The 22,025-nt window shown below is 72.3% G+C and carries 17 protein-coding genes; 10 read left to right on the forward strand and 7 right to left on the reverse strand.

Features of this window, described 5'->3' with window-relative positions; translation table 11 throughout:
• The first annotated feature begins 5 nt into the window (after positions 1 to 5).
• The gene (gene cysC / locus G6R24_RS04075; protein ID WP_163547829.1) at positions 6 to 1,931 is read left to right on the forward strand and encodes an adenylyl-sulfate kinase; all 1,926 of its coding nucleotides are present in this window, start codon (positions 6 to 8) and stop codon (positions 1,929 to 1,931) included.
• A gap of 57 nt (positions 1,932 to 1,988) precedes the next feature.
• Here the strand turns inward: cysC and G6R24_RS04080 are convergent, their stop codons facing one another.
• The 4 genes from G6R24_RS04080 to hemE form a co-directional block, all read right to left on the reverse strand.
• Complete coding sequence (locus G6R24_RS04080) at positions 1,989 to 3,788, reverse strand: sugar transferase (protein WP_391530136.1); 1,800 nt, start codon at positions 3,786 to 3,788, stop codon at positions 1,989 to 1,991.
• Positions 3,789 to 4,646: 858 nt separating this feature from the next.
• Positions 4,647 to 5,342, reverse strand: a complete 696-nt coding sequence (gene hemQ, locus G6R24_RS04085) for a hydrogen peroxide-dependent heme synthase (protein ID WP_163547830.1) — start codon at positions 5,340 to 5,342, stop codon at positions 4,647 to 4,649.
• Positions 5,343 to 5,393: 51 nt separating this feature from the next.
• Positions 5,394 to 6,812, reverse strand: a complete 1,419-nt coding sequence (hemG, locus tag G6R24_RS04090) for a protoporphyrinogen oxidase (protein ID WP_163547841.1) — start codon at positions 6,810 to 6,812, stop codon at positions 5,394 to 5,396.
• 103 nt (positions 6,813 to 6,915) lie between these two features.
• Entirely contained in the window at positions 6,916 to 7,986 is a 1,071-nt protein-coding gene (hemE, locus tag G6R24_RS04095; RefSeq protein ID WP_163547831.1) for a uroporphyrinogen decarboxylase, read from the reverse strand.
• Positions 7,987 to 8,342: 356 nt separating this feature from the next.
• Between hemE and G6R24_RS04100 the strand changes: the two genes are divergently transcribed.
• The 7 genes from G6R24_RS04100 to G6R24_RS04130 all read left to right on the forward strand — a co-directional run bounded on the left by G6R24_RS04100 (position 8,343) and on the right by G6R24_RS04130 (position 17,321).
• Positions 8,343 to 8,726: a DUF3817 domain-containing protein gene (locus G6R24_RS04100; RefSeq protein ID WP_163547832.1), complete on the forward strand. Its 384-nt coding sequence runs from the start codon at positions 8,343 to 8,345 to the stop codon at positions 8,724 to 8,726.
• A gap of 500 nt (positions 8,727 to 9,226) precedes the next feature.
• The gene (locus G6R24_RS04105; protein WP_163547819.1) at positions 9,227 to 9,628 is read left to right on the forward strand and encodes a hypothetical protein; all 402 of its coding nucleotides are present in this window, start codon (positions 9,227 to 9,229) and stop codon (positions 9,626 to 9,628) included.
• Between the two features lie 176 nt (positions 9,629 to 9,804).
• Positions 9,805 to 10,458 carry a DUF3000 domain-containing protein gene (locus G6R24_RS04110; protein ID WP_163547833.1) on the forward strand — a complete coding sequence of 218 codons (654 nt, stop codon included), beginning with the start codon at positions 9,805 to 9,807 and terminating at the stop codon, positions 10,456 to 10,458.
• 172 nt (positions 10,459 to 10,630) lie between these two features.
• A complete protein-coding gene (locus tag G6R24_RS04115; protein WP_420811340.1) occupies positions 10,631 to 12,274 on the forward strand; it encodes an HRDC domain-containing protein in 1,644 nt (547 codons plus the stop codon).
• A 139-nt stretch (positions 12,275 to 12,413) separates the two neighbouring features.
• The gene (locus G6R24_RS04120) at positions 12,414 to 13,640 is read left to right on the forward strand and encodes a thiolase family protein (RefSeq protein WP_163547834.1); all 1,227 of its coding nucleotides are present in this window, start codon (positions 12,414 to 12,416) and stop codon (positions 13,638 to 13,640) included.
• A 92-nt stretch (positions 13,641 to 13,732) separates the two neighbouring features.
• Positions 13,733 to 15,934: a 3-hydroxyacyl-CoA dehydrogenase NAD-binding domain-containing protein gene (locus tag G6R24_RS04125; protein ID WP_163547835.1), complete on the forward strand. Its 2,202-nt coding sequence runs from the start codon at positions 13,733 to 13,735 to the stop codon at positions 15,932 to 15,934.
• A gap of 58 nt (positions 15,935 to 15,992) precedes the next feature.
• The gene (locus G6R24_RS04130) at positions 15,993 to 17,321 is read left to right on the forward strand and encodes a ferredoxin reductase family protein (protein ID WP_163547836.1); all 1,329 of its coding nucleotides are present in this window, start codon (positions 15,993 to 15,995) and stop codon (positions 17,319 to 17,321) included.
• 90 nt (positions 17,322 to 17,411) lie between these two features.
• Here G6R24_RS04130 and G6R24_RS04135 read toward each other — a convergent pair whose 3' ends face one another.
• The 3 genes from G6R24_RS04135 to G6R24_RS04145 form a co-directional block, all read right to left on the reverse strand.
• Positions 17,412 to 17,726 (reverse strand): hypothetical protein, encoded by a 315-nt coding sequence (locus G6R24_RS04135; RefSeq protein WP_163547837.1) that lies wholly within the window; start codon positions 17,724 to 17,726, stop codon positions 17,412 to 17,414.
• 126 nt (positions 17,727 to 17,852) lie between these two features.
• Positions 17,853 to 19,007, reverse strand: a complete 1,155-nt coding sequence (locus G6R24_RS04140; protein WP_225438097.1) for a type II toxin-antitoxin system HipA family toxin — start codon at positions 19,005 to 19,007, stop codon at positions 17,853 to 17,855.
• Positions 19,007 to 19,321 (reverse strand): helix-turn-helix domain-containing protein, encoded by a 315-nt coding sequence (locus tag G6R24_RS04145; protein ID WP_175084519.1) that lies wholly within the window; start codon positions 19,319 to 19,321, stop codon positions 19,007 to 19,009. Before G6R24_RS04145 ends, G6R24_RS04140 begins: the two co-directional genes overlap by 1 nt.
• 296 nt (positions 19,322 to 19,617) lie before the next feature.
• Here G6R24_RS04145 and G6R24_RS04150 point away from each other — a divergent pair, with 296 nt between their 5' ends.
• The gene (locus G6R24_RS04150; protein WP_225438098.1) at positions 19,618 to 20,286 is read left to right on the forward strand and encodes a TetR/AcrR family transcriptional regulator; all 669 of its coding nucleotides are present in this window, start codon (positions 19,618 to 19,620) and stop codon (positions 20,284 to 20,286) included.
• 151 nt (positions 20,287 to 20,437) lie between these two features.
• Positions 20,438 to 21,877 (forward strand): DHA2 family efflux MFS transporter permease subunit, encoded by a 1,440-nt coding sequence (locus G6R24_RS04155; RefSeq protein ID WP_163547842.1) that lies wholly within the window; start codon positions 20,438 to 20,440, stop codon positions 21,875 to 21,877.
• Positions 21,878 to 22,025 lie beyond the last annotated feature (148 nt).

Genomic DNA, 22,025 nt, shown 5'->3' on the forward strand with positions numbered 1-22,025 from the left:
CGAGTGTGAGTGCCACCTCTGCTCCGAATCCTGATCGTCACGTCGTCTCCCCGACGGACCCCGCCGCGGGCTCGACCGGGTCCGCGGGCCATGCCGCGGCGTCCGCCGGCGGTGATCCGCTGCTGACGCTGGTCGGCCCGGCCCGGGCGGCCGAGCTGACCTCGGCCTCCCGGGACTGGTCGTCGCTGACCCTCACGCCGGCGCAGCTCGCCGGGCTCGAGCTGCTGCTCGTGGGCGCCTACGGCCCGCATCCCGGCTACCCGGCGCAGGACGAGGTGGCCGGGGTCCCGGTGCCGACCCTGATCGTCCCGACCGGTCTCGACCCGACACCGCAGGTGCCGGCGCCCGGGTCGAGCGTCGCGCTGCGCGACGCCGAGGGCGTGATGATCGCAGCCCTGCACGTGGGGGCGACGATACCGGTGCCGGGTACGGCGCAGGGTGGTACGGCGCAGGGTGGTACGGGGCCGGTACGCCTCGTCGGTGAGCTCGAGGGCATCCGGCTGCCGCATCACCCCGACCATCCGGACCTGCGGCTCACCCCGGACCAGCTGCGCGCGGAACTACGGGCCCGGGGCTGGATCGGCCCCCAGGTCGGCGAGGGTGCCGCGTGGGCGGTGTGGGCCGACGGTCTGCTGCACACCGCGGACGTCGGACGCATCCGGGCGCTGACCCGGCAGGGCAAACGCTGCGTCGTGCTCGCCCCGGTCGGTGGGGCCGACCCGGCGGACGCCCGCCACCATCTGCGGGTGCGCTGCCTGCTGGCGGCGCTGGACGCCGTCGACGCGCCGCTGCGCGCCTCCGAGGCGACGCTCGCCTCCGAGGCGGTGGCCTCCGACGCCCTGGGCACCGGGGGGTCGGGGCGCCACCGTGAGCCGACGCCCGACCCCTACCGTCGGCCCGCGCCCGGTGATGCGACGCGCGGCCGGCGCAGCCTGCTCGTGCTCGTCCCCGCGCTGCCCTCGCCGCTGCTGGTGGCGCCGCGTGAGCCGGGCCTGAGCGCGACGGTCCTGAGCGGGCCGGCCAGCACCGGGGCCACCGCCGGCGCTGCCACCGCTGGCGGCAACGGGGACGGCGTCCCGACACCCGGCCAGGATGGCGCCGGTGTCGACGCCGAACCCGGCGCGGCCCGCGATCTCGGCACCCCGGTCAACCCTGGCACACCGGTCGACCTTGGCCTGGAGGCGGCCGAACTGTCCCGGCTCACCGCCGAGCGGGCCCAACTGGCCAGCGCCTACGGTCTGACCGGCAGCCTGACCGGTCCGGCGATCGGCGCCCCGGGGCGCGACGAGCTCGCCTCGCTGCTCGACAGCGGTGGGCCGATTCCCGCCGAGCTCACCCCGCCGACGGTGGCCGCCGAACTGACCCGGGCGGTGCCGCCGCGGCTGCGGCGGGGGCTGACGGTCCTGTTCACCGGACTGTCCGGCTCCGGCAAGTCGACGCTGGCCGGTCTGCTGGTCTGCCGGTTGCTCGAGGAGGGCGGGCGCCGGGTGACCCTGTTGGACGGGGATGTGGTGCGCACCCATCTGTCGAAGGGCCTCGGCTTCGACCGCGCCGACCGGGACACCAACGTGCGCCGGATCGGGTTCGTCGCGGCGCAGGTCGCCGGGGCGGGAGGCACCGCGGTGTGCGCGCCGATCGCCCCCTACGCCGAGGTGCGCGCCGAGGTACGGGCGATGGTCCGCGCGGCCGGCGGGGGCTTCGTGCTCGTCCATGTGGCGACGCCGGTCGAGGTGTGCGAGGCCCGTGACCGCAAGGGTCTGTACGCCAAGGCCCGGGCCGGGGTGATCCCCGCGTTCACCGGTGTCTCGGACCCGTACGAGGTGCCCCAGGACGCCGACGTCACCGTCGACACCGCCCGGCTCTCACCCGAGGAGTCCGTCGACCGGGTGCTCGACCATCTGCGCCTGGCCGGCTGGCTCGCCGCCGACTGAACTCGGGCGCCGACCCGACAGGAGGGGTGTCCGGCGCCCGGGCGGCGAGCCGGCGGATCAGTAGGCGCCCTCGCGGCGCAGCACGGCGAAGACGGTGCGCCACAGGATGACGAAGTCCATCGCCAACGACCAGTTCTCCACGTAGCGCAGGTCCAGGCGCACCGACTCGTCCCATTCGAGGTCGGAGCGGCCACTGATCTGCCACAGGCCGGTCAGACCCGGTTTGACCATGAGGCGGCGGTGCACGTCGTCCTCGTAGCGGGCGACCTCGCTGGGCAGCGGTGGGCGCGGACCGACCAGCGACATGGTGCCGTTGAGCACGTTGAACAGCTGCGGCAGCTCGTCCAGCGACCATTTGCGCAGGAACTTGCCGGCCCGGGTGATGCGCGGGTCGTCACGCATCTTGAACAGCAGTCCCTCGCCCCGCTCGTTGTGCGACTCGAGGTCGGCCTTGCGGGCCTCGGCGTCGATGTACATCGACCGGAACTTGAACATCGTGAAGTGCTCGCCGCCGCGGCCGACCCGGATCTGCTTGAACAGCGCCGGACCACGGCTGGTGAGGCGCACCGCGAGGCCGAGACCGAGCAGCAGCGGCGAGAACAGCAGGATCACCGTTATGGCGACGAAGCGGTCGAACACGCCCTTCATCACCCGCCGGGTGCCGGACAGTTCCGGTTCCTCGATGTGCAGCAGCGGCAGCCCGGCCACCGGCCGGATCGAGATCCGCGGGCCGGTCACATCGGTGAGTGCCGAGGAGACCAGCACGTCGACGTCGCTGCCCTCCAGCGTCCACAGCACCCGGCGCAGCGTCTCGCCGTCCATCTGCGGGCAGATCGCCACCGTGGTGGCGTGGGTGGCGCTGATCGCGGTGTGCAGGGTGTCGGAGGTGCCCACGATCGGCACGCCCAGCAGGTCGAAGCCGCTGCGTTCGGGACGGTCGTGGCTGTGCCGGCCGGGTGAGCGGTCCAGCACGACACCGACGGCGGCCCAGCCGGATGTCGGGTCCCGTTGGGCCAGTCGCACGAGGGTGGCCGCCGACTCGCCGGCCCCGACGACCAGAACCCGGTGCAGGCAGCGCCCGGAGCGACGCATCCGGTGCAGGATGCCGCGGCCGATCACCCGCCCGGCCACCGAGAAGACGGTGGCCGCCGGGAAGGCGATGAGCACGTAGCTTCGGGCGATCTCGGCCTTGGTGGCGTAGGAGGCGATGGCCACCGCGGCGGTGAGCCGGGCGGCGGAGTTCACCACCCGGCGGAACTCCTCCGAGCCGCCGCCGAGGAACCGGCTCTCGTAGGCCCGGTTGAGTGACATCGCCAGCACCCAGGCCAGCGGCAGCAGCACCGTCATCAGGATGTACGGCTTGATCGAGATCGGTTCGGTGTCGAAGCTGACCAGGTTGCCGAACCGGACGAAGAAGGCCAGGGCGGCGGCGAGCACACACGCCGCCGCGTCGAACCCGAGCAGCATCCGCACGTAGCGACGTTCCCAGTTGACCTGGGCCCGGTAGGCCAGCGCCGGGTCGCCGCCCGCCCGGGCGGCGCTGTGCCGCCCGACCGACGAGCCCAGCGACCCGGCGTTCGACCCGCGCCGGGAGCGACCACCGCGCCCCTGACCCGGTACCCCGCCGGCCCCGTCGGGCGGCTCCGGTCCACCGGAGCCGCCATAGCCACCGGGACCGCCGAACCCGCCAGGATCGGCGGGCCCGCCCGGGCTCATGGGGCCGCTGGGATGTGCGCCGTCCGGCCCGTACTGCGGCCGTACCGGCGGGTACTGCACGCCGGTACCCTGGTCGTCGCGCGGCCGGGCGACGACGTTGGGGCCGCCCGAGCGCCGATTACCCGACATGGTGTCGGTCACCTCTGGACTAGTCCGGTTTGCGCCGGCTCGCAGTAGTTCGCGTTAACGTGTGACTCCCCCGCCGATCGCCCGTACCGCATCGACCGCCCGGCCTGGCGCGGTCGGTCTATCCCGTTCGATCGACGCGAGAACCTGTTCCGACCGCCTCTGGCCGGGGGTCGCTCCGGCGGCGGCGAGCTCATCTTTCGGTGATGCATCGACCGGACCTCCAGCGCTCTTCCCCCGCCACTGAATGAGCCCCACGGGCGGCACGAGGACGACTCGCACCCGCTCGCGGACCTGGGCCGCACGCCCGTGATCGTGACCCGGGCCGCCACGGCGGACCAGACCGAACACCTGGCATGACCGGCGCCCTGCTCATGGGCAACGTTACCGGCCCTCTCAGGCCGAACCACCAGCGGGCGGATGGGGCCCCCACCCATTCGGGGCGCATGGATCGCCCGTTGCCACGGCGTCATCCGTCCGTTTGCGGCGACTCAAGGTAACAGAGATGGCGCCACGATCCGATAACTCGACGCAACCGGATTTCCGTGATTGCACTCTGGTCACGACATGCGGGGACCAGGAACCCGAGCGACACGCTGCGTATACAACGAGCGATGATTGTGCTACTGTGCGTCATGTTCCTGGGCGTGGCCGGGGAGCTTCCGGGCTCCTGACCTCTGTGGGAGCGCGGACGCGACACCTGCCGTGGACCGTGGTCCGACCCGCACGACGGCGCACCACGAGCACGGCTACAGAACGGTCGGCGTCTGCCGGACGGGTGGGGGCGCCCAGGCAGACGCCGACTGCGTCAGGGGGCGGGCAGCCCCGCACCCGCGCGCGGCGACCGACTGTCCTCGCAGGTCAGCGGCCCTGTTACGGCAGGGCGGCGATGATGTCGGCGACGGGCTTGCGGGCGCCGGTGTAGAAGGGGGTTTCCAGCCGGGTGTGTCGCCGGGCGGAGCTCGCGCGCAGGTGGCGCAGGCAGTCGACGATCCGGTGCAGCTCGTCGGCCTCGAACGCGAGCAGCCACTCGTAGTCGTTGAGACCGAACGACGCCACGGTGTTCGCCCGGACGTCCTCGAACTCGCGCCCCATCATGCCGTGCTCGGCGAGCATCCCCCGTCGCTCGTAATCGGGTAGCAGATACCACTCCAGGGAACGGTTGAACGGGTACACGCAGACATACGTACGGGGGTCCTCCCGGCGCACGAAGGCCGGGATGTGGTTGCGGTTGAACTCGGCCGGGCGGTGCAGCCCGACCGACGACCACACCGGACGCAGATGCCCACCGAGTGTGGTCTGGCGGAACCGCTGGTAGGTCTCCTGTAGCAGATCCGGGTCGGGACTGGTCCACCACAGCATCAGGTCGGCGTCAGCCCGGTAGCCGGACAGCTCGTAGAGCCCGCGGGTGTAGACGTCCTTGGCGAGGGCGCCCTCGAGCAGCGCCTCGACCTCGTCGGTCAGGGCGCCCCGTTCGGCGGGCAGCCGACGGTCGGCGGCGAAGACCGACCACCCGGTGTAGAGCAGCTCGGCGTTGAGCTCGTTGGCGGACTTCGTGGACTCCGGCATTCGGCGGTCTCCATGGTCGGCCGGCCGGGCCCACCCCGGCCGGAATCGCGGTCAGACTCCGGGGGCCGCCGGCTGGGTCGGGCCACCGTGCGTGGCGCGGACGGCCCCCCGCAGCACCGCGGCGGCGGCGGCCTCACCCGAGCGGATGCAGGCGGGGATGCCGATCCCGTCGTAGCCCGCGCCGGCCAGGGCGAGGCCGGCGGGCAGGGACCGGCGCACGGCGGCGACCCGGTTCAGATGGCCCGGCAGGTACTGCGGCAGTCCACCCTCCCAACGGCTCACCCGGGACGCGATCGGACGCGCCAGCAACCCGGTGATCTGCGCGATCTCGGCGGCGGCGATCCCGGCGAGCTCCGTGTCACCGCGGGTCAGGTCGCCCTCGGCGCCGGCCCGCCCGAGACTGGCGCGTACCACCGTGAGACCCGCCGCGCCGACGTGCGGCCACTTCGTGGTGAGGAACGTCGCCGCCTTCACCGCGGTTCCCGCCCTGGCCGGCACCAGGAAGCCGCTGCCGGGCGGCGGGGTGACGTCCCGGTAGATGAGCGTCACCAGCCCGACGGAGGCGTACGGGACGCCGGCCAGCGGCGCCGCGGCGTGCGGAACGATCGGGCGCAGCAGCGAGCGGGCCACTCCTGTGGGCACGGCGAGGATCACCGCGTCGGCCAGCAGCGGCTCGGGGGTCACCCCGGTGCGGTCACGCCCGCACACCACCCGCCATCCGGACGCGGTGCGTTCCAGCGCCCGCACGGACACGCCGGTGCGCACGGTGGCGCCGCAGCGCTCGGCCAGCCGCCGGGCGAACCCGCCGAGGCCGCCGCGCACGCTGGCGAACACCGGTGTGGCGGCGGCGCTGGGCGCGGGACCGGTGCGGGCCCGCACCCGGTGCGCGCCGAGCAGCAGCGAACGGTCCTCGGCGAGGATGGGGACGAGCTGGGGCACGGTGGCCCGCAGTGACAGCGCGTCGGCCCGGCCGGCGTACACGCCACCGAGCAGCGGATCGACGAGCAGGTCGACGACCTCCCGGCCGACCCGCGCGCCGACGAAGGCGCCGACGGTCGGATCCTCGGGGAACTGCGAACGCGGCAGGGCGAGGTCGGCGGCGGCCCGCAGCATCCCCCACGGCGAAAGCACACCCGAACGGATCAGGCCGAACGCGTCGGTGGGGACCCCGAGCATGGTGTTCGGTGGGATGGGCCGCAGCCGGCCGCGAATCCACAGCGACGCCGACGTCGTGGCCGGATGCACCACGTCATGGCCGAGCCCGATCTGGCGGGCCAGCCGCAGGCCGTCGGGGACCCGGGCGAGAAACGACTCGGCGCCCTCCTCGACGTCCATCCCCTCGATCGGCGTCGTGTGCAGCTTCCCGCCGACCCGCTCGGCCGCGTCCAGCACGGTGACCTCGGCCTGACCGGCCAGCGCGTGGGCGGCGGCGAGCCCGGAAACGCCCGCACCGACGATGACAACCCGCACGTTCCTGCCGCCCTCTCGCAGAGCCACGAACTTCGAACTCACGAACCGCTTCGCACTTTCACCCCGCGCGCCCCGGTCACCCGGGCTCGCGGGAGCACCTGGATCAACCCGCGTGGACGACGTCCACGATGTGCGCGAGCACGCCCGGGTCCGTCTCGGGCAGCACACCGTGCCCGAGGTTGAACACGTGCCCCGGCGCCGCCGTGCCACGCGCCAGCACATCCCGGATCTTCGCGTCCAGCACGTCGTGCGGGGCGAAGACGGCCGCCGGGTCCAGGTTGCCCTGCACCGCGCGGTGCGGGCCGACCCGGCGGGCCGCCACGTCCAGCGGGACCCGCCAGTCGACGCCGACCACGTCCGCGCCGACCTCGCCCATCGCACCGAGTAGTTCACCGGTGTTGACCCCGAAGTGGATACGGGGCACCTGCCCGGCGAACGCGCCGAGCACCTTCGCACTGTGCGGGGCCACGTAACGACGGTAGTCCGCCTCGCTGAGCGCGCCCGCCCAGGAGTCGAACAGCTGGATCGCGTCCACCCCGGCGTCGACCTGGACCCGCAGGAACGCCGTGGTGATCCCGGCCAGCCGGTCGAGCAGATCGTGCCAGAGCTTCGGCTCGCTGTACATCAGTTCCTTGGTGCGCAGATGGTTGCGGCTCGGCCCGCCCTCGACCAGGTAGCTGGCCAGGGTGAACGGCGCTCCGGCGAAACCGATCAGCGGCGTGTCGCCCAGCTCGCGCAGCAGCGAGCGGACGCCGTCGGCGATGTAGGGGACGTCGTCGGCCACCAGCTCGCGCAGCCGCGCCACACCGGCCGCGTCCCGCACCGGCTCGGCGACGACCGGCCCGACACCGGCCACGATGTCGATGTCGAGCCCGAGGGCGACCAGTGGCACGACGATGTCGGAGAAGAAGATCGCGGCGTCCGGGCGGAACCGCCGCACCGGCTGCATGGTGATCTCGGTGATCAGCTCCGGGTCGCGGCAGGAGTCAAGCATCGGGATACCGGCCCGTAGCCTGCGGTACTCGGGCAGCACCCGGCCGGCCTGGCGCATGAACCACACGGGTGTGGTCGCGGGCCGCTCACCGCGGCAGGCACGCAGGAACGCAGCCGTGGCTGCGAGATCCGGCCGCCGCGCACCGACAGCGGCGCCGGCGTCGATGTGGACGACAGACATGCCTCGATCGTTGCATGCCCGCCGCGACAGTGCGGGTGCGACCGGGCTCAGGCGGGCTGGCCCGCGCGGGTGAGCCGTGGCGTCGGCATGCTCACGATGGTGTTCCGGCCGCCCTCTGGACGTCGACTATCTTCTACTCTCAGTAGAAGAACACCCTGGTCTGCGCCGTTTCCCTCCGCCCGACCCACGGCCGGGAGCTGCGCGGGCCGCGCGAACCTCGAATGACCGAATGTGACGCAATCGGCTCTCCGCCCAGGCGGACCGCCACCCGCCCGACCATGACCGCCACGCATCACCACCCAGCCCACCACCCAGCCCACGATGCGATTCCACGCACCACGACGGAGAGGTCACCGATGACCGGTCAGGCATCCCCCAGCGGCTCCTCGATCCTGACCGCCGCCCGAGCGGTCTCCCTCGCCGAGGCGACGTCCTTCCTGCTCCTGCTCGTCGCCACCGTGATCAAGTACGCGGCGGACCATCCCGGCGGCGTCCGGGTGCTCGGGCCGATCCACGGCGTTCTCTTCCTGACCTACTGCGCCCTCGTCGGCTATCTCGCCTTCGCCGGGCGCTGGCCCCGCCGACGCACCGTCCTCGCCCTCGTGGCGTCGGTGCTGCCGGTGGCACCGTTCTTCGTCGAACGGCGCTGGCTGCGCCCCGGCGCACCGGGTACCCCCGGCGGTCCCGCGTTCACCGCCGACTCCTCCCCTCGCCCCGCACCCGCCGCCGGCCGGCCCTGACCCCCTCCCCCAGCCTCGACCCGCTCCACGCGGACCGGACCTTCGATCACGCTCCGAAGTGACCGTGGCCGAACGGTCCGGTGCGCCGGATCGCCCACCCGGGTCGTCGTGGTCGGCCCATCGACCCCGGACCTGACCACGACGACCCGGGTTTACCCGGCCGGACCGGCGGTGGCGCCTCGGCCTCGAAGGCGACCACGGCGACCCATCCGCCGGTCACCCGTCCAGACGATGGGGGCAGCCCCCCGCAAGGCCGCTACCGAGAGTCAGCCTGGTCGGAGACGACCGGGCCCGCCGCCGGCGGACGACGTCGGGGTACGAACGTCGCGAGTCGCCCGAGCAGGGACGTCACGCCCACACCCGACCGAGACGGGCTCACGCGACACGCCGCGAGGAATGCGCGGACATTTACGTCTGCCGTGGCACCGTCTGTCCGGTCGGAAAGTGGACAGAGGTGCACGTTGATCCGTGTTCCTGGTTCCTGCGCCGGTGGATTTCCGATGACCGCGACGGGCCGGCGAGCGGGGAGTGAGACGCAGGTGGAACGGATCCGGGTGGATCTCGACGATCAGATCGTGCTCGACTGCGTGGTCTGCGGCGACGAGCGGTCGTTCGAGCGGCCGCCCTGCCTGGACGGGCACGGCGCGGACTGTCCGGAGTGGGCCTGCACCGGATGCGGATCGGCCGTGCTGATCGGACCGACGCCGAACATCCGCGGCCACAGGCGCGGCCACGCCGGGCGCGACGGGGTCCTCGTCCGTGAGCCGTCCGTGCGGGAGACGACGACCCGGGAGACAGGGACCCGGGAGACAGGGACCCGGGAGACAGGGACCCGGGAGACAGGGACCCGGGAGACGGCGGCGCGTGGGCGGGAGCGGTCCGCCCCGCGGATTCCGGCGTGAGTCTGCACAGTCCGGCGGATTCCGGCGCGAGCCTGCACAGCCCCGTTGCGCACCCGACCTATGACCGCACGGCCACCCCGCTACGCCGCGGCAACCGGCCACACACAACGGGGTCGAACCCACACGCTCCGACGTCCGCACAGCGCGATCAAGGTCGACGTCCTACCGTTGCCGTCATGGGGGCCGCGCAGTCGTACACGCCGAGCCCGCAGCTCTTTCACGCGGTCGCCGACGCCATGCGCACCGGTATCGGGCGGCTGCGCCCGGAGATCACCGTGCATGAGGTGAGCGCGCCGACCCGGCTCGCTCCCTTCGCCTTCGCGTTGGCCGGCGGCCTGACCGGCGACAGCGCCGATGTCGCGACCGGCCGGCTGGTCGTCCTCATGGATCCGGACGGGCAGCCCGCCTGGCAGGGCACCTCGCGGATCGTCTGCTATGCCCGGGCCGGGATCGACGCGGAGATCGCCGCCGACCCGCTGCTGGCCGAGGTGACCTGGTCGTGGCTGGGTGAGGCGCTGGCCGCCCACGGGGCCCAGGCGCGGGTGCTGGGCGGCACGGTGACGACGACCTCGTCGCGGCGGATGGGAGTGCTGCGAGCCGAGGGTGACACCTTCGACGTGGAGCTGCGCTGCTCCTGGTCGCCCGACTGGGCGCTGGAGGGCACGCTGCCCCCCGAAGGAACCCTGGCCGGCACCGACGGACCGGCGCCGCCGTGGAACCCGGCCGACGCCATCGCCCAGGTGCTGGCGTTCGGCGATCTGCTCGCCGCGATGGCCGGGCTGCCACCGGCGTTGTCCGGTGTGGTGCCGCTGCCGCAGCGAAGCGCCTGAGACGTAAGCCCAGACGTTCGACGAGCCGGCGACCGGCCCGAACGGGCCCGTCGCGCGGGGTGAATCGATCTGGCCATTGTAACAGGCAGACCCGCCACCATGCGTATAATCAGCGCGATTCGCTGAACAGCGCAGCTGCCTCCGCGAGCATTCAGACGTACGATCGCCGATCGTGACGGCGACGGTTCCAGATCCAACAGAGCAGGTCAGCGGGGGTGTAAGCGCAAACGTGGAGGGTGAGCCCAACAGCAGCGCCCGCGAGACCATCCCGCTGCTCGTGCCCGCCGACGGTGTCCCTCCCGTGCTCACCGAGGCCGCGGAGCTCGCCGCGGCGGCCGACCGGCTCGCCGCCGGCACCGGCCCGGTCGCCTTCGACGCCGAACGCGCGTCCGGCTACCGCTACAGCCAGCGGGCGTACCTGATCCAGATCCGCCGCCGCGGCACGGGTTCGCTGCTGCTCGACCCGATCGCCCTGGGCGAGCTGTCGATCATCCAGGCGGCGGTGGGCGACGCCGAGTGGGTGCTGCACGCCGCCAGCCAGGACCTGCCCTGCCTGGCCGAGCTGGGATTGCGTCCGACGGTGCTGTTCGACACCGAGCTCGCCGGCCGGCTGCTCGGCTACGAGCGGGTGGGCCTGGGCATGATGGTCGAGCGGGTGCTCGGCTTCGGCTTGGAGAAGGGGCATTCGGCCGCCGACTGGTCGACCCGCCCGCTGCCCGAGCCATGGCTGCGGTACGCGGCTCTCGACGTGGAACTACTCGTCGAACTGCGCGACGCGCTCGAGGCCGAGCTGCACGAACAGAGCAAGATCGAGTTCGCCCACCAGGAGTTCGCCGCGATCGCGGCCGCGCCCCCACGCGAACCGCGGGCCGAACCCTGGCGGCGCACCAGCGGCATCCACCGCGCCCGTACCCGCCGTCAGCTCGCCGCCGTGCGCGCCATGTGGACCGCGCGGGACAGGCTCGCCCGCACCCGTGACGTCGCCCCCGGCCGGGTCCTGCCCGACAGCGCCATCATGGACGCGGTCCTCAACGCCCCCACCGACGCCACGGCCCTGATCCGGCTGCCGATCTTCTCCGGCCCCCGCATCCGACGCACCGCCAGCACCTGGATGGACGCGCTGCGCGGTGCCGCCGCGCTGCCCGACGACGCGCTGCCGGCGCCGGCTGGTCCCAGTGGCGACGGGCTTCCCCCGGCCAACCGCTGGGCCGAACGGGACCCGGTGGCCGCGGCCCGGCTGGCCCGGGTACGGGCCGCTCTGGCGGCGGTCGCGGCCACGCACACCATGCCGGTGGAGAACCTGCTCGAACCAGCGCTGTCCCGGCGGCTCGCCTGGTCGCCACCGCGCCCGCTGGCCGGCCCCGCGGTGCGTGGCGCGCTGGTCGCCGGTGGGGCCCGTCCCTGGCAGTGTGAACTCACCGCCGAGGTCCTGCTGGCAGCCCTGGTCGACCCACCCCCCGAGGCCAGGCCCGCCCGTGGCGCGGCCGGCGCTGAGACCGGCCCTGGCGCTGAAGCCGACGCTGGCACCGAGGCCGGGGTTGGCACCGGGGCCGAAACCGGCGGTCGGGACGGGGCGACCGTGGCGGCCGACGCCGGGGGCGGGGAGGCCGAGGCCGCGGGTCGGTCGGTGGATCGCACGGGTGTCCGTTCGTCCAGCCGGGGTGCGGGTGGGGGCTCCGAACGTACGCGCACCCGCGGCGGCGGGCGCGGTGGGCGCGGCGGGCGCGGAACGGCGGCACATGGGGCTCCGCCCGCGCACGAGACCAGGCCGCCCGGTGGGTCCTCGGGGGCGGCGGGAACCTCGCCCGGGGCATAGCGGGCAACTTCCTACCCGTGGGTAACCTCGGGCGTAGGATGGCCCGTGCCGGCACAGCGTCCACGCCGGTGCCGATCGTGGCCGGTCGGCTTCCTCGGCGAGCAGTCGGCGGCTGGGCGCTGCCGGCAGGGAGGCCAGCGTGTTCGGTTCAGCCCGCGGCCAGGTGCGTGATGTGGTCTTCGTCGACGGTGTTCGCACGCCGTTCGGCAAGGCCAAGGGTGTGTATGCCGAGACCCGGGCGGACGATCTGATCGTCCGGGTGATCCGGGAGCTGCTACGGCGTAATCCGTCGCTGCCGGCGGCGCGGGTCGACGAGGTGGCGATCGCCGCCACCACGCAGATCGGTGACCAGGGCCTGACCATCGGGCGTACGGCCGCGATCCTCGCCGGCCTGCCCGAGTCGGTGCCCGGCTACTCCGTCGACCGGATGTGCGCCGGGGCCGTCACCGCGGTGACCACGACCGCGTCGTCCATCGCCGTGGGCGCCTACGACGTGGCGATCGCCGGCGGGGTCGAGCACATGGGTCGCCATCCGATGGGTGAGGGCGCCGACATCAACCCGCGGTTCATCGCCGAGCGGCTCGTCGACCCGTCCGCGCTGATCATGGGGTCGACGGCGGAGAACCTGCACGACCGCTTCCCGGCGATCACCCGGGCGCGGGCCGACGCGTACGCCCTCGCGTCCCAGGAGAAGGTGGCGAAGGCCTACGCGAACGGCCAGATCCAGCCGGATCTGGTGCCGATGGCGGCACGCCACGCCGACACCGGCTGGGATCTGGTCACCACCGACGAGCCGCCGCGCCCGTCCACCACCCTTGAGGGTCTGGCGGGGCTGCGGACCCCGTTTCGTCCGCATGGCCGCGTGACCGCCGGTAACGCCGCGGGCATCAACGACGGGGCGACCGGCTGTGTGCTCGCCGCCGCCGAGGTCGCCGCGGAGCTCGGCCTGCCGGCGAAGATGCGCCTGGTCGGCTACGGGTTCACCGGCGTCGGCCCCGATGTGATGGGGATCGGACCGATCCCGTCCACCGAGCGGGCGCTGGCCCGCACCGGCCTGTCGATCGACGACATCGGGTTGTTCGAGCTCAACGAGGCGTTCGCCGTGCAGGTACTCGCCTTCCTGGACCATTTCGGCATCGCCGACGAGGATCCGCGGGTCAATCCGTACGGCGGTGCGATCGCGCTGGGGCATCCGCTGGCGTCCAGTGGGGTGCGGCTGATGACGCAGCTGGCGCGCCACTTCGTCGAGCATCCCGAGGTGCGTTACGGCCTGACCGCGATGTGCGTCGGGCTGGGGATGGGCGCGACCACGATCTGGGAGAACCCCCACCACCCGGCCGTCACCTCCGGCGGCGACGCGGGCTGAGCCCGCCGCCGGTACCGCGCATGCCGGCGAGTCCGTATCCGCGAGTCCGTACCGCGCGAGCCTGCACCCCGCGAGCCTTCAGGAGAGGCGTCATGAGCGACGACGAGGTCACGCTGGAATTCCCGGACGAGGTGGTCACCGCGACCCACGTCCGTTATGTGACGCTGCCCGGGGTGGCGGGGCCGGTCGCGCTCGTCACCCTGGACAACGGCCTGGACCACACCCGGCCGAGCACGTTCGGCCCGGCCGGCCTGCGCGGCATCCTCACCGCGGTGGACGAGATCGAGGCGCACCAGCCGCCGGTGGCCGCGATCGCGGTGACCGGCAAACCGTTCATCTTCGCCGTCGGCGCCGATCTGGCGTTCCGTTCGTCGATCACCGATCCGGCCGCGGTGCGGCCCGCGCTCGAGGCGCTCGGGCGCCTCGGTCACGAGGCGTTCGTCCGGTTGGGCTCTGGTCGCCTCGGTGAACGTCGAGTGCCGACGTTCGCCCTGGTCAACGGGGCGGTGTTGGGTGGTGGCCTGGAGCTCGCGCTGCACTGCGACTACCGGGCGCTGTCCTCGGGTATCCCGATGCTCGCGCTGCCGGAGGTGTTCCTCGGTCTGGTGCCGGCGTGGGGTGGCAGCCAGCTGCTGCCGAACCTGGTCGGGCCGCAGCGAGCGATCAAAATTATCCTGGACAACCCGCTCAGCCAGAACCGGATGCTGAAGGGGCCGCAGGCGTTCGAGCTCGGCCTTGGCGATGTGCTGCTGGAACCGGCCGACTTCCTCGAGGAGGCGCTGACCTGGGTCGGACGGGTGCTGCGCGGCGAGATCGACCCGGTGGCCGCGCGCACCCCGGTGGAACGCAGCGCCGCGTGGGCTGCCGCCATCTCCGCCGGCCACGAACTCGCCGACGGACGGCTGCACGGCGCGGCCCCCGCCCCCTACCGGGCTCTTGACCTGATCGCGCTCGCCGAGACGGCCACCCGGGCCGACGGTTTCGAGGCGGAGACGCAGGCCCTCGCGGATCTGTCCGTCTCCGGGGAGCTGGTCGCCGGGCTGTACGCGTTCGACCTGGTGCAGAAGCGGGCCCGGCGCCCGGTCGGCGGGCCCGACCCGGCACTCGCCCGGCCGGTGACGAAGGTCGGAGTGGTCGGGGCCGGGTTGATGGCGTCCCAGCTGGCGCTGGTCTTCGCGCATCGCCTCGAGGTTCCGGTCGTGCTCACCGACCTGGACGCCACCCGGCTGGACGCCGGGGTCGCCGCCGTCCACCGGGAGATCGACAACCTGCTGCTACGCCGCCGGATCACCGCCGACCAGGCCGGCCGGTACAAGGCGAACGTCACCGGTTCCCTGACCAAGGACGCCTTCGCCGACGCCGACCTCGTCATCGAGGCCGTCTTCGAGGACCTGTCCATCAAGCAGAAGGTCTTCGCCGAACTCGAGGCGGTCGTCTCACCGCAGGCGGTGCTGCTCACGAACACCTCGGCGCTGTCGGTGAGCGAGATGGCGACGCACCTGGCGCATCCCGAGCGGGTCGCCGGGCTGCACTTCTTCAACCCGGTGGCGGTGCTGCCGCTGGTCGAGGTCGTCCGGGCCGAACGCACCGACGACGCGACCGTCGCCACCACGCTGGCGGTGGCCAAGGCCCTGAAGAAGAACGCGGTGCTGGTCGCCGACCAGCCGGCGTTCGTGGTGAACCGGCTGCTCACCCGCTTCCTCGGCGAGGTGCTCGCCGCCGCCGAGCAGGGCACCCCGCTCGACGAGGTCGACCACGCCCTGGACCCACTCGGCCTGCCGATGTCCCCGCTGACGCTGCTGGCCCTGGTCGGACCGCCGGTCGCCCTGCACGTGGCCGAGACGCTGCACACCGCCTTCCCCGACCGTTTCCGCGAACCGTCGAGCCTCGCGCGGCTCGTCGAGGCCGGCAAGGGCAGCATCTACACCGCTGGCCCGGATGGCACACAGACCATCGATCCCGAGGCCGCCGCCGCCCTGCGCGCCGCCGTCGCGGCGGGTCGGACGTCCACCAGCACCGCCAACGGTAACGGCAGCGGTGGCGGGTCGACGGTGGCGCCGAGTGCGGCCGAGGTGCGTGAAGCGGCGCTGCGGGCGCTCGCCGAGGAGATCCACCTGATGCTCGCGGAGAAGGTCGTCGCCGAGGCACCCGACATCGACCTGTGCATGATCCTCGGCGCCGGTTGGCCGTTCCATCTTGGTGGCATCACGCCGTACCTGGATCGCACCGGTGTCAGCGAGGCCGTCACCGGCGAACGCTTCACCCCACCCGGCGTCGCCACCCTCCCCGTCTGAGCGGAGCGGCCCCTGCCCCGGGGTCGTGGCGGCGCAGGTCGCGGGTTAGTTTGGGGCCATGTCGACCGTTCGGGCGTTACGTCCGTCGACGGTCGTGGTCGGGCTCGTCACCGGTGGCGCACTGATCGTCGCCGGCTGGTGGGCCTACCGGGTGCTGCACCGACCACTGGCCGGCCCGGGCGGCGGATCGGGTGCCGCGGCACGCCTGTGTGGGCTGGTCGCGGGCTACCTGGGGGTCGTCCAGGTGCTGCTGGCCGCGCGCCTGCCCTGGTTCGAGCAGACGGTGGCGATGCGGCCGGCGCGGCTGATCCATGTGGGCTGCGGGCTGTCGTTCCTGGCGTTGATCGTCGCGCACGCGGTGCTGGCGATCGCCTCGAACGCGGCGAGTGTCTGGACCCCGTTCGCCTCGGCGCTGATCGGGCTGGTCGTCGACCTGCCGTACCTGTGGCTGGCGGTGCTCGGCCTGGTACTGCTGCTGGTCGAGGTGGTCACCTCGGTGCCCGCGGTGCGCCGGGCGATGCCGTACGGCTGGTGGCATCTGCTGCACCTGGTCGTCCACCCCGCCATCGTGATCAGCTTCGCGCATCAGCTCTACGGCCCTGACCTGCTCACCAGCCCCGCCCGGGTGCTGTGGACGGCGCTGCACCTGGCGGCGCTGGGCGTCTTCGCCTGGTACCGGCTGCTCGCCCCCGTCCGGCTCACGTTGCGCCACCAGTTCACCGTCGCCGCCGTCGAACCGGAGACGCACGGCGTCGTCTCGATCATCGTGTCCGGACGGATGCTGGACGCGGTGGGCGCGCGGCCCGGCCAGTACTTCCGGTTGCGGCCCCTGGACTGGCCGATGTGGTGGCATTCCCATCCGTTCTCCCTGTCCGCCGCCCCCCGGTCGGACGAGCTGCGGTTCACCGTCAAGGCCGTCGGTGACTACAGCGTCGCGATGGCCGGCCTCGCCCCCGGCCGGTGGCTGCTGGTCTCCGGCCCCTACGGCGCGCTCACCACCACGGCCCGCCCGCGCCGGCCGGTCCTGCTCGTCGCCGGTGGGATGGGCATCGCTCCCCTGCGCGCCCTGTTCGAGGACCTCGACGACACCCTCGACATCACCCTGCTCTACCGCACCGAACGCGCCGACCAGATCGTCTTCCGCGGCGAACTGGACGACCTCGCCGACGACCTCGATGCCACCGTCCACTACCTGACCGGCCCGGCTCCCACCGGCGAGCAGGACGATCCCCTGTCCTGCCAGCGGCTGACCACCCTGGTCCCCCGCCTCGCCGACCACGACGCCTACGTCTGCGGACCCCCCGGCATGGTCGCCAGCACCGTCCGCTCCCTGCGCGCCGCCGGTCTGCGCCGTCACCACATCCACGCCGAGGCCTCCACCTTCTGATCAGCCGACCGGTTCAGGCACGCCACTGAAGACGGCCGGAAAGGTCGGGTCAGGAGAGGAAACCGGCTACCGAAGCGCTGTCCGCGGTTCTCAGTCCTCGCGCGCATCGTGGTGAAAAGCCGTCCCGGCTCGTTGTCGGTCCCGCGACCAGCGCACCACCGCGACAGTGGAAAACACCACTTCGGCGACCAGATAGGCGAGGAAAAACCACACACCCCATGAGATCAGCGTCCAGAGGCCGAACGCGATAACGAGTACGGACTCGGAGCAGACGGCGAACACCCTGGCGGGCCGCGCTCCCCAGCGACGACTGATGACCACGGTCGCCAGGAGTTCCGAGGCCATTCGCACCACCATGAACCCCAGGAACCACCGAAGATCCGCCGCGGAGGCGGTGTCATCCACCTCGCGTCATCCTTTCCGAGTGCGCTTTCACCGGATTCCCCCTCTCGCGATCCGTCGCTGGTCGCTGTCGTAGGCCACCGCCATCCGGTCGGCCTGGCTTTTCGGGATGCCCAGGTCGGCAGCGGCCTACCGCCAGCCCGCGGTAGCGTTCTCCACTTCCCGGACAAGAGCGCGGGCTCTCGGTGGTGACAGGCGGAAGTAGGAACCCACCGACAGCGCGATGTCGATGCTTGCGTCGGTGTCGTCGAGATCGATGGCCGTACTCAACCGGGCCGGATTGTCCGGGTTGGGGTTGAGGTCGTAGGCGGGAGAGAGCACCCAGCCATCTCGCTCGCGCAGGAATGCGTGATTACGCAAATGGTCGTCGGTGTTCCCGGTCAGGACTGAGAACACGATCCGCCGGTAAAGCTCACGCAGGTCGGCACCGGCTCTCGGTGAGTGACGTTCGATCACCTCGGCGATCTCGAGGTAGCTGCGGAGGTCTCCGTCGGAGGCCTCCAGCATTGTCAGGGCGCTGACGAACCCGAGACGTCTCCCGCCGATGCGGTCGAAGCGGCTCAGGAGTAGCACGTGCCGGCCGGCGACGGTCAGTAGCTCCGATTCGGCCACGGCCAACCCCGCCCGACGGGCGAGTCGCAGTTGCACCTCCTCCCAACCGGCCACATCCCATTCGTCGCTGGCCGCCCGCGGAAACTTGGCGATCGAGAGCCGTCCGGACGTGTCCCGCACCGCTGCCTTGGGGCGCGCGCCGCCGAGGGAGCTACCTGCGTCGATGAGGTCCGCGAGGTCACGGTCGACGTCACCCTGCGCGCGGACCCGGTCGACTGCTCGCAGCAGTCGGTCCAGGTCGACCAGCCGCGGGACCGCGTGCCGGTGCGTCGAACAGTAAGTGGCGGTTGCCGGCCTGCGGAACCTGACGCCTCCCTGTCGGGTGTCGTCTCGGACGCCCAGAAGGAAGTCAGCCTTGCCGAGAGTGCGAGGTGTGCTCCCAGCGGCGCGGGCGCGTTCCCGCTCCTCACGTCGCATGAGGTTCTCACCCCAGCGGTCGGGGGCGCTGTCGGCGAACGCGTTGAACATGGCTGACCCCGGCGGCGTATGGAACACGCCGGCGGCTCTGGTCAGCGCCGGGTCGAGGTCGTAGCCGGACGGGTCGGTCAGGTAGCCGTCGGCGTATCGGAACGTGGCGCTCTGCCCGCCTCGGTCGTGGATCCACAACGTTCCGGCGACGGTCTCCTGCCCGTCGAGCTCGACGGTGACCTCGACAGGATCCCGCCCGGCCATCAGCGTCGTACCCGCTTGGGAAGGATCTCGTCCATGCGTAGTCGACCGACGTCGGTCTCGTACGGGTCGCTGGCCCTGACCACGGCCTCCATGATCCCGAGGGTGCGGAGCACCCTGAACAGGTTCTCGGTGCTCGCGGTGCCCGTGCCCTGCTCGATGGCGCGCAAAGTGTCCCGTGAGATCCCGGCCCGCTCGGCGACCTGCGCGGCGGTCAGCCGGTTCAGCTTCCGCCAGGTCGACACCTGCTCGCCGAGCAGGCGCAGCGATCGTGCCACTGACAGCGGCGTGACATGCGAGGACCTGTCGCCGACCATAGCCAGCATCATACGTTTCTACGACGACTATGTTCGTCGTTAAATGGGAACCCCTCTCCCACCAGCCCCTCCACCGGTCGCGCGGCACACCTGGATCGCCGTGCCGTCGACGCGGGAACCGTCGACGCGGGAACCGTCGACGCGGGAACCGTCGACGCGGGAACCGTCGACGCGGGAACCGTCGACGCGGGAACCGTCGACGCGGGAACCGTCGACGGCGGCGGGGTTGACATAGGTAGTGAGTGGCCACTACCTTACGGTTCATGGCAGCACGGACGGACGGCACCGGAGCGCGGATGAGCGCGCAGCAGCGGCGGGAGAGCGTGCTCGCGGCCGCGGTCGAGGAGTTCGCCAACGGCGGGCTGACCGGCACGTCCACCGAGGCGATCGCGACCCGGGCCGGCATCTCGCAGCCCTACCTGTTCCGCCTGTTCCCGACGAAGAAGGCCCTGTTCATCGCGGTTGTCGAGAGCAGCTTCGCCCGCACCGCCGCACTGTTCGAGCAGGTTGCGGGCGAGCGGACCGGCAAGGCCGCCCTCGACGCGATGAAGGAGTCCTACTCCGGGCTGCTCGCCGACCGGTCCTACCTGCTCACCCAGCTGCACGCCTACGCCGGCTGCTATGATCCGGACGTGCGGGTCGCGACACGCAGCGGGTTCCGGCGGCTGTGGGAGACGGTGGAGCGGATCACCGGGCTGCCGGTGGACGAGCTGCGCTTCTTCTTCGCCCACGGGATGCTGATCAACGTGAGCGTCGCGATGGATCTCTCCGCCGTCGACGACCGGTGGGCCCAGATCATCTGCTCCCCGACCTTCCTCAACCCCCTCCTCGAGCCCGACGGCAGCACCGAACCCGACGGCAGCACTGGGCCCGCCAGCAGCACTGGGCCCGCCAGCAGCACTGGGCCCGCCAGCAGCACTGGACCGACCTCCACGGTGGACGAGCTCCCAGCCGTTCCCCGCTGATCCTTCCTGTCACATCGAGGCCCCGACGTCCGTCATTTGAAGGTAGTGGTCGCTTACTACCTTCCGAGGCTAGTGAGCACTCACAACAGTTCGTGCAGTGCCCCCCACTGGAAGGAGAACGGTCGTGACCCGACGCCCCAGCACCGCCTGGATGCTCGTCGTGACCTCCCTGGCCGTGTTCATGGTGTCCCTGGACAACCTCGTGGTCACCACGGCGCTCCCGCAGATCCGCACCGATCTCGGCGCGGGCCTCGAAGGCCTGGAATGGACCGTCAACGCCTACACCCTGCCGTTCGCGGTGCTGCTGCTCACCGGGGCGGCGCTCGGGGATCGACTCGGCCGACGCCGGGTGTTCCTCGGCGGCCTCGCCGTCTTCACCGCGGGTAGCGCCGCCGCGGCGCTCGCGCCGTCCATCGAGGCGCTGATCGCCGCCCGGGCGGTGCAGGGCGTCGGGGCCGCGTTCGTGCTGCCGCTGACGCTCACGCTGCTCGCGTCGGCCGTCCCGCCGGAACGACGTGGAGCGGCACTCGGGATCTGGGGCGCGATGACCGGGCTCGCCGTCGCGGTCGGACCGCTGATCGGCGGCGCCATCACCGAGGGTGTCAGCTGGCAGTGGATCTTCTGGGTGAACGTGCCCGTGGGCCTGATCGCCCTGCCGATCGGCCTGCGCGCGCTGGCCGAGTCGCGCGTCAGCACATCGCGTCTTGACCTTACCGGGGTCGCGCTGATCAGCGCGGGTCTGTTCGGGATCGTCTTCGGGCTGCTCCGCGGCGAAGGACACGGCTGGACGAGCACACCGGTGCTGACCTCCATCATCGCCGGTGCGATCGGGGTGGCCGCGTTCGTCGCCTGGGAGCTGCGGGTCGCCCGGGCCGGTGGGGCGCCGATGCTGCCGATGGCACTGTTCCGCATCCGTGGGTTCGCCGCGGTGAACGCCACCGCCCTGCTGTTCTCGATGGGCATGTTCGGTTCGATCTTCCTGCTGGCGCAGGCGTTGCAGAACGTCTATGGCTACTCGCCGCTGGAAGCCGGTATCCGCACCCTGCCCTGGACGGCGATGCCGCTGCTGATCGCGCCGATCGCCGGCCCGGTCTCCGACCGCATCGGTGGCCGACCGCTGCTGCTGGCCGGGCTCGCCCTGAACGCGATCGGCCTGGCCTGGATGGGCCTGGTCCTGTCCGACCACATGAGCTACGGCGCGCTCGTCGGACCGTTCGTCATCTCCGGCATCGGGATGGCCCTGTTCTTCGTGCCCGTCGCCACCGTCGCGCTCGGCGTGGTGCCCGAGCTGTTCCAGGGGTTGGCGTCCGGGACGAACAACGCCCTGCGCGAACTCGGCGGGGTGCTCGGCATCGCCGTCCTGTCCTCGGTGTTCGCCGCCCGCGGCGGATACGACTCGCCCGCCAGCTTCATCGACGGCACCCGTCCCGCCGTGTTGCTCGGCGCGATCGCCGTCGCGATGGCCCTGCTCAGCGCGATCGCCCTGCCTCGCCGGGGTGCCCAGCCCACGTCGTCCGTGGACGACCAGCCGGCCCCTGTCCGCGCTGACCGACCGGTGACCGAAACCGTGGGTGTCTCCGCCGCCGGTTAGCCCGACCGCCGCTGTCCGGCATCAGGCATCAGGCATCAGGCATCAGGCCGAGGGTTGGTCGGGGATTCGCATCCTCGCCCGGCCCTCGGCCTGATGGCTTACCGCGCGCCTGCGCGCCCCGCCTGAGTCCCGTCCGGGACGGGCGGGA

It is taken from the genome of Candidatus Frankia nodulisporulans (assembly GCF_902806475.1).
Classification (GTDB): domain Bacteria; phylum Actinomycetota; class Actinomycetes; order Frankiales; family Frankiaceae; genus Frankia; species Frankia umida.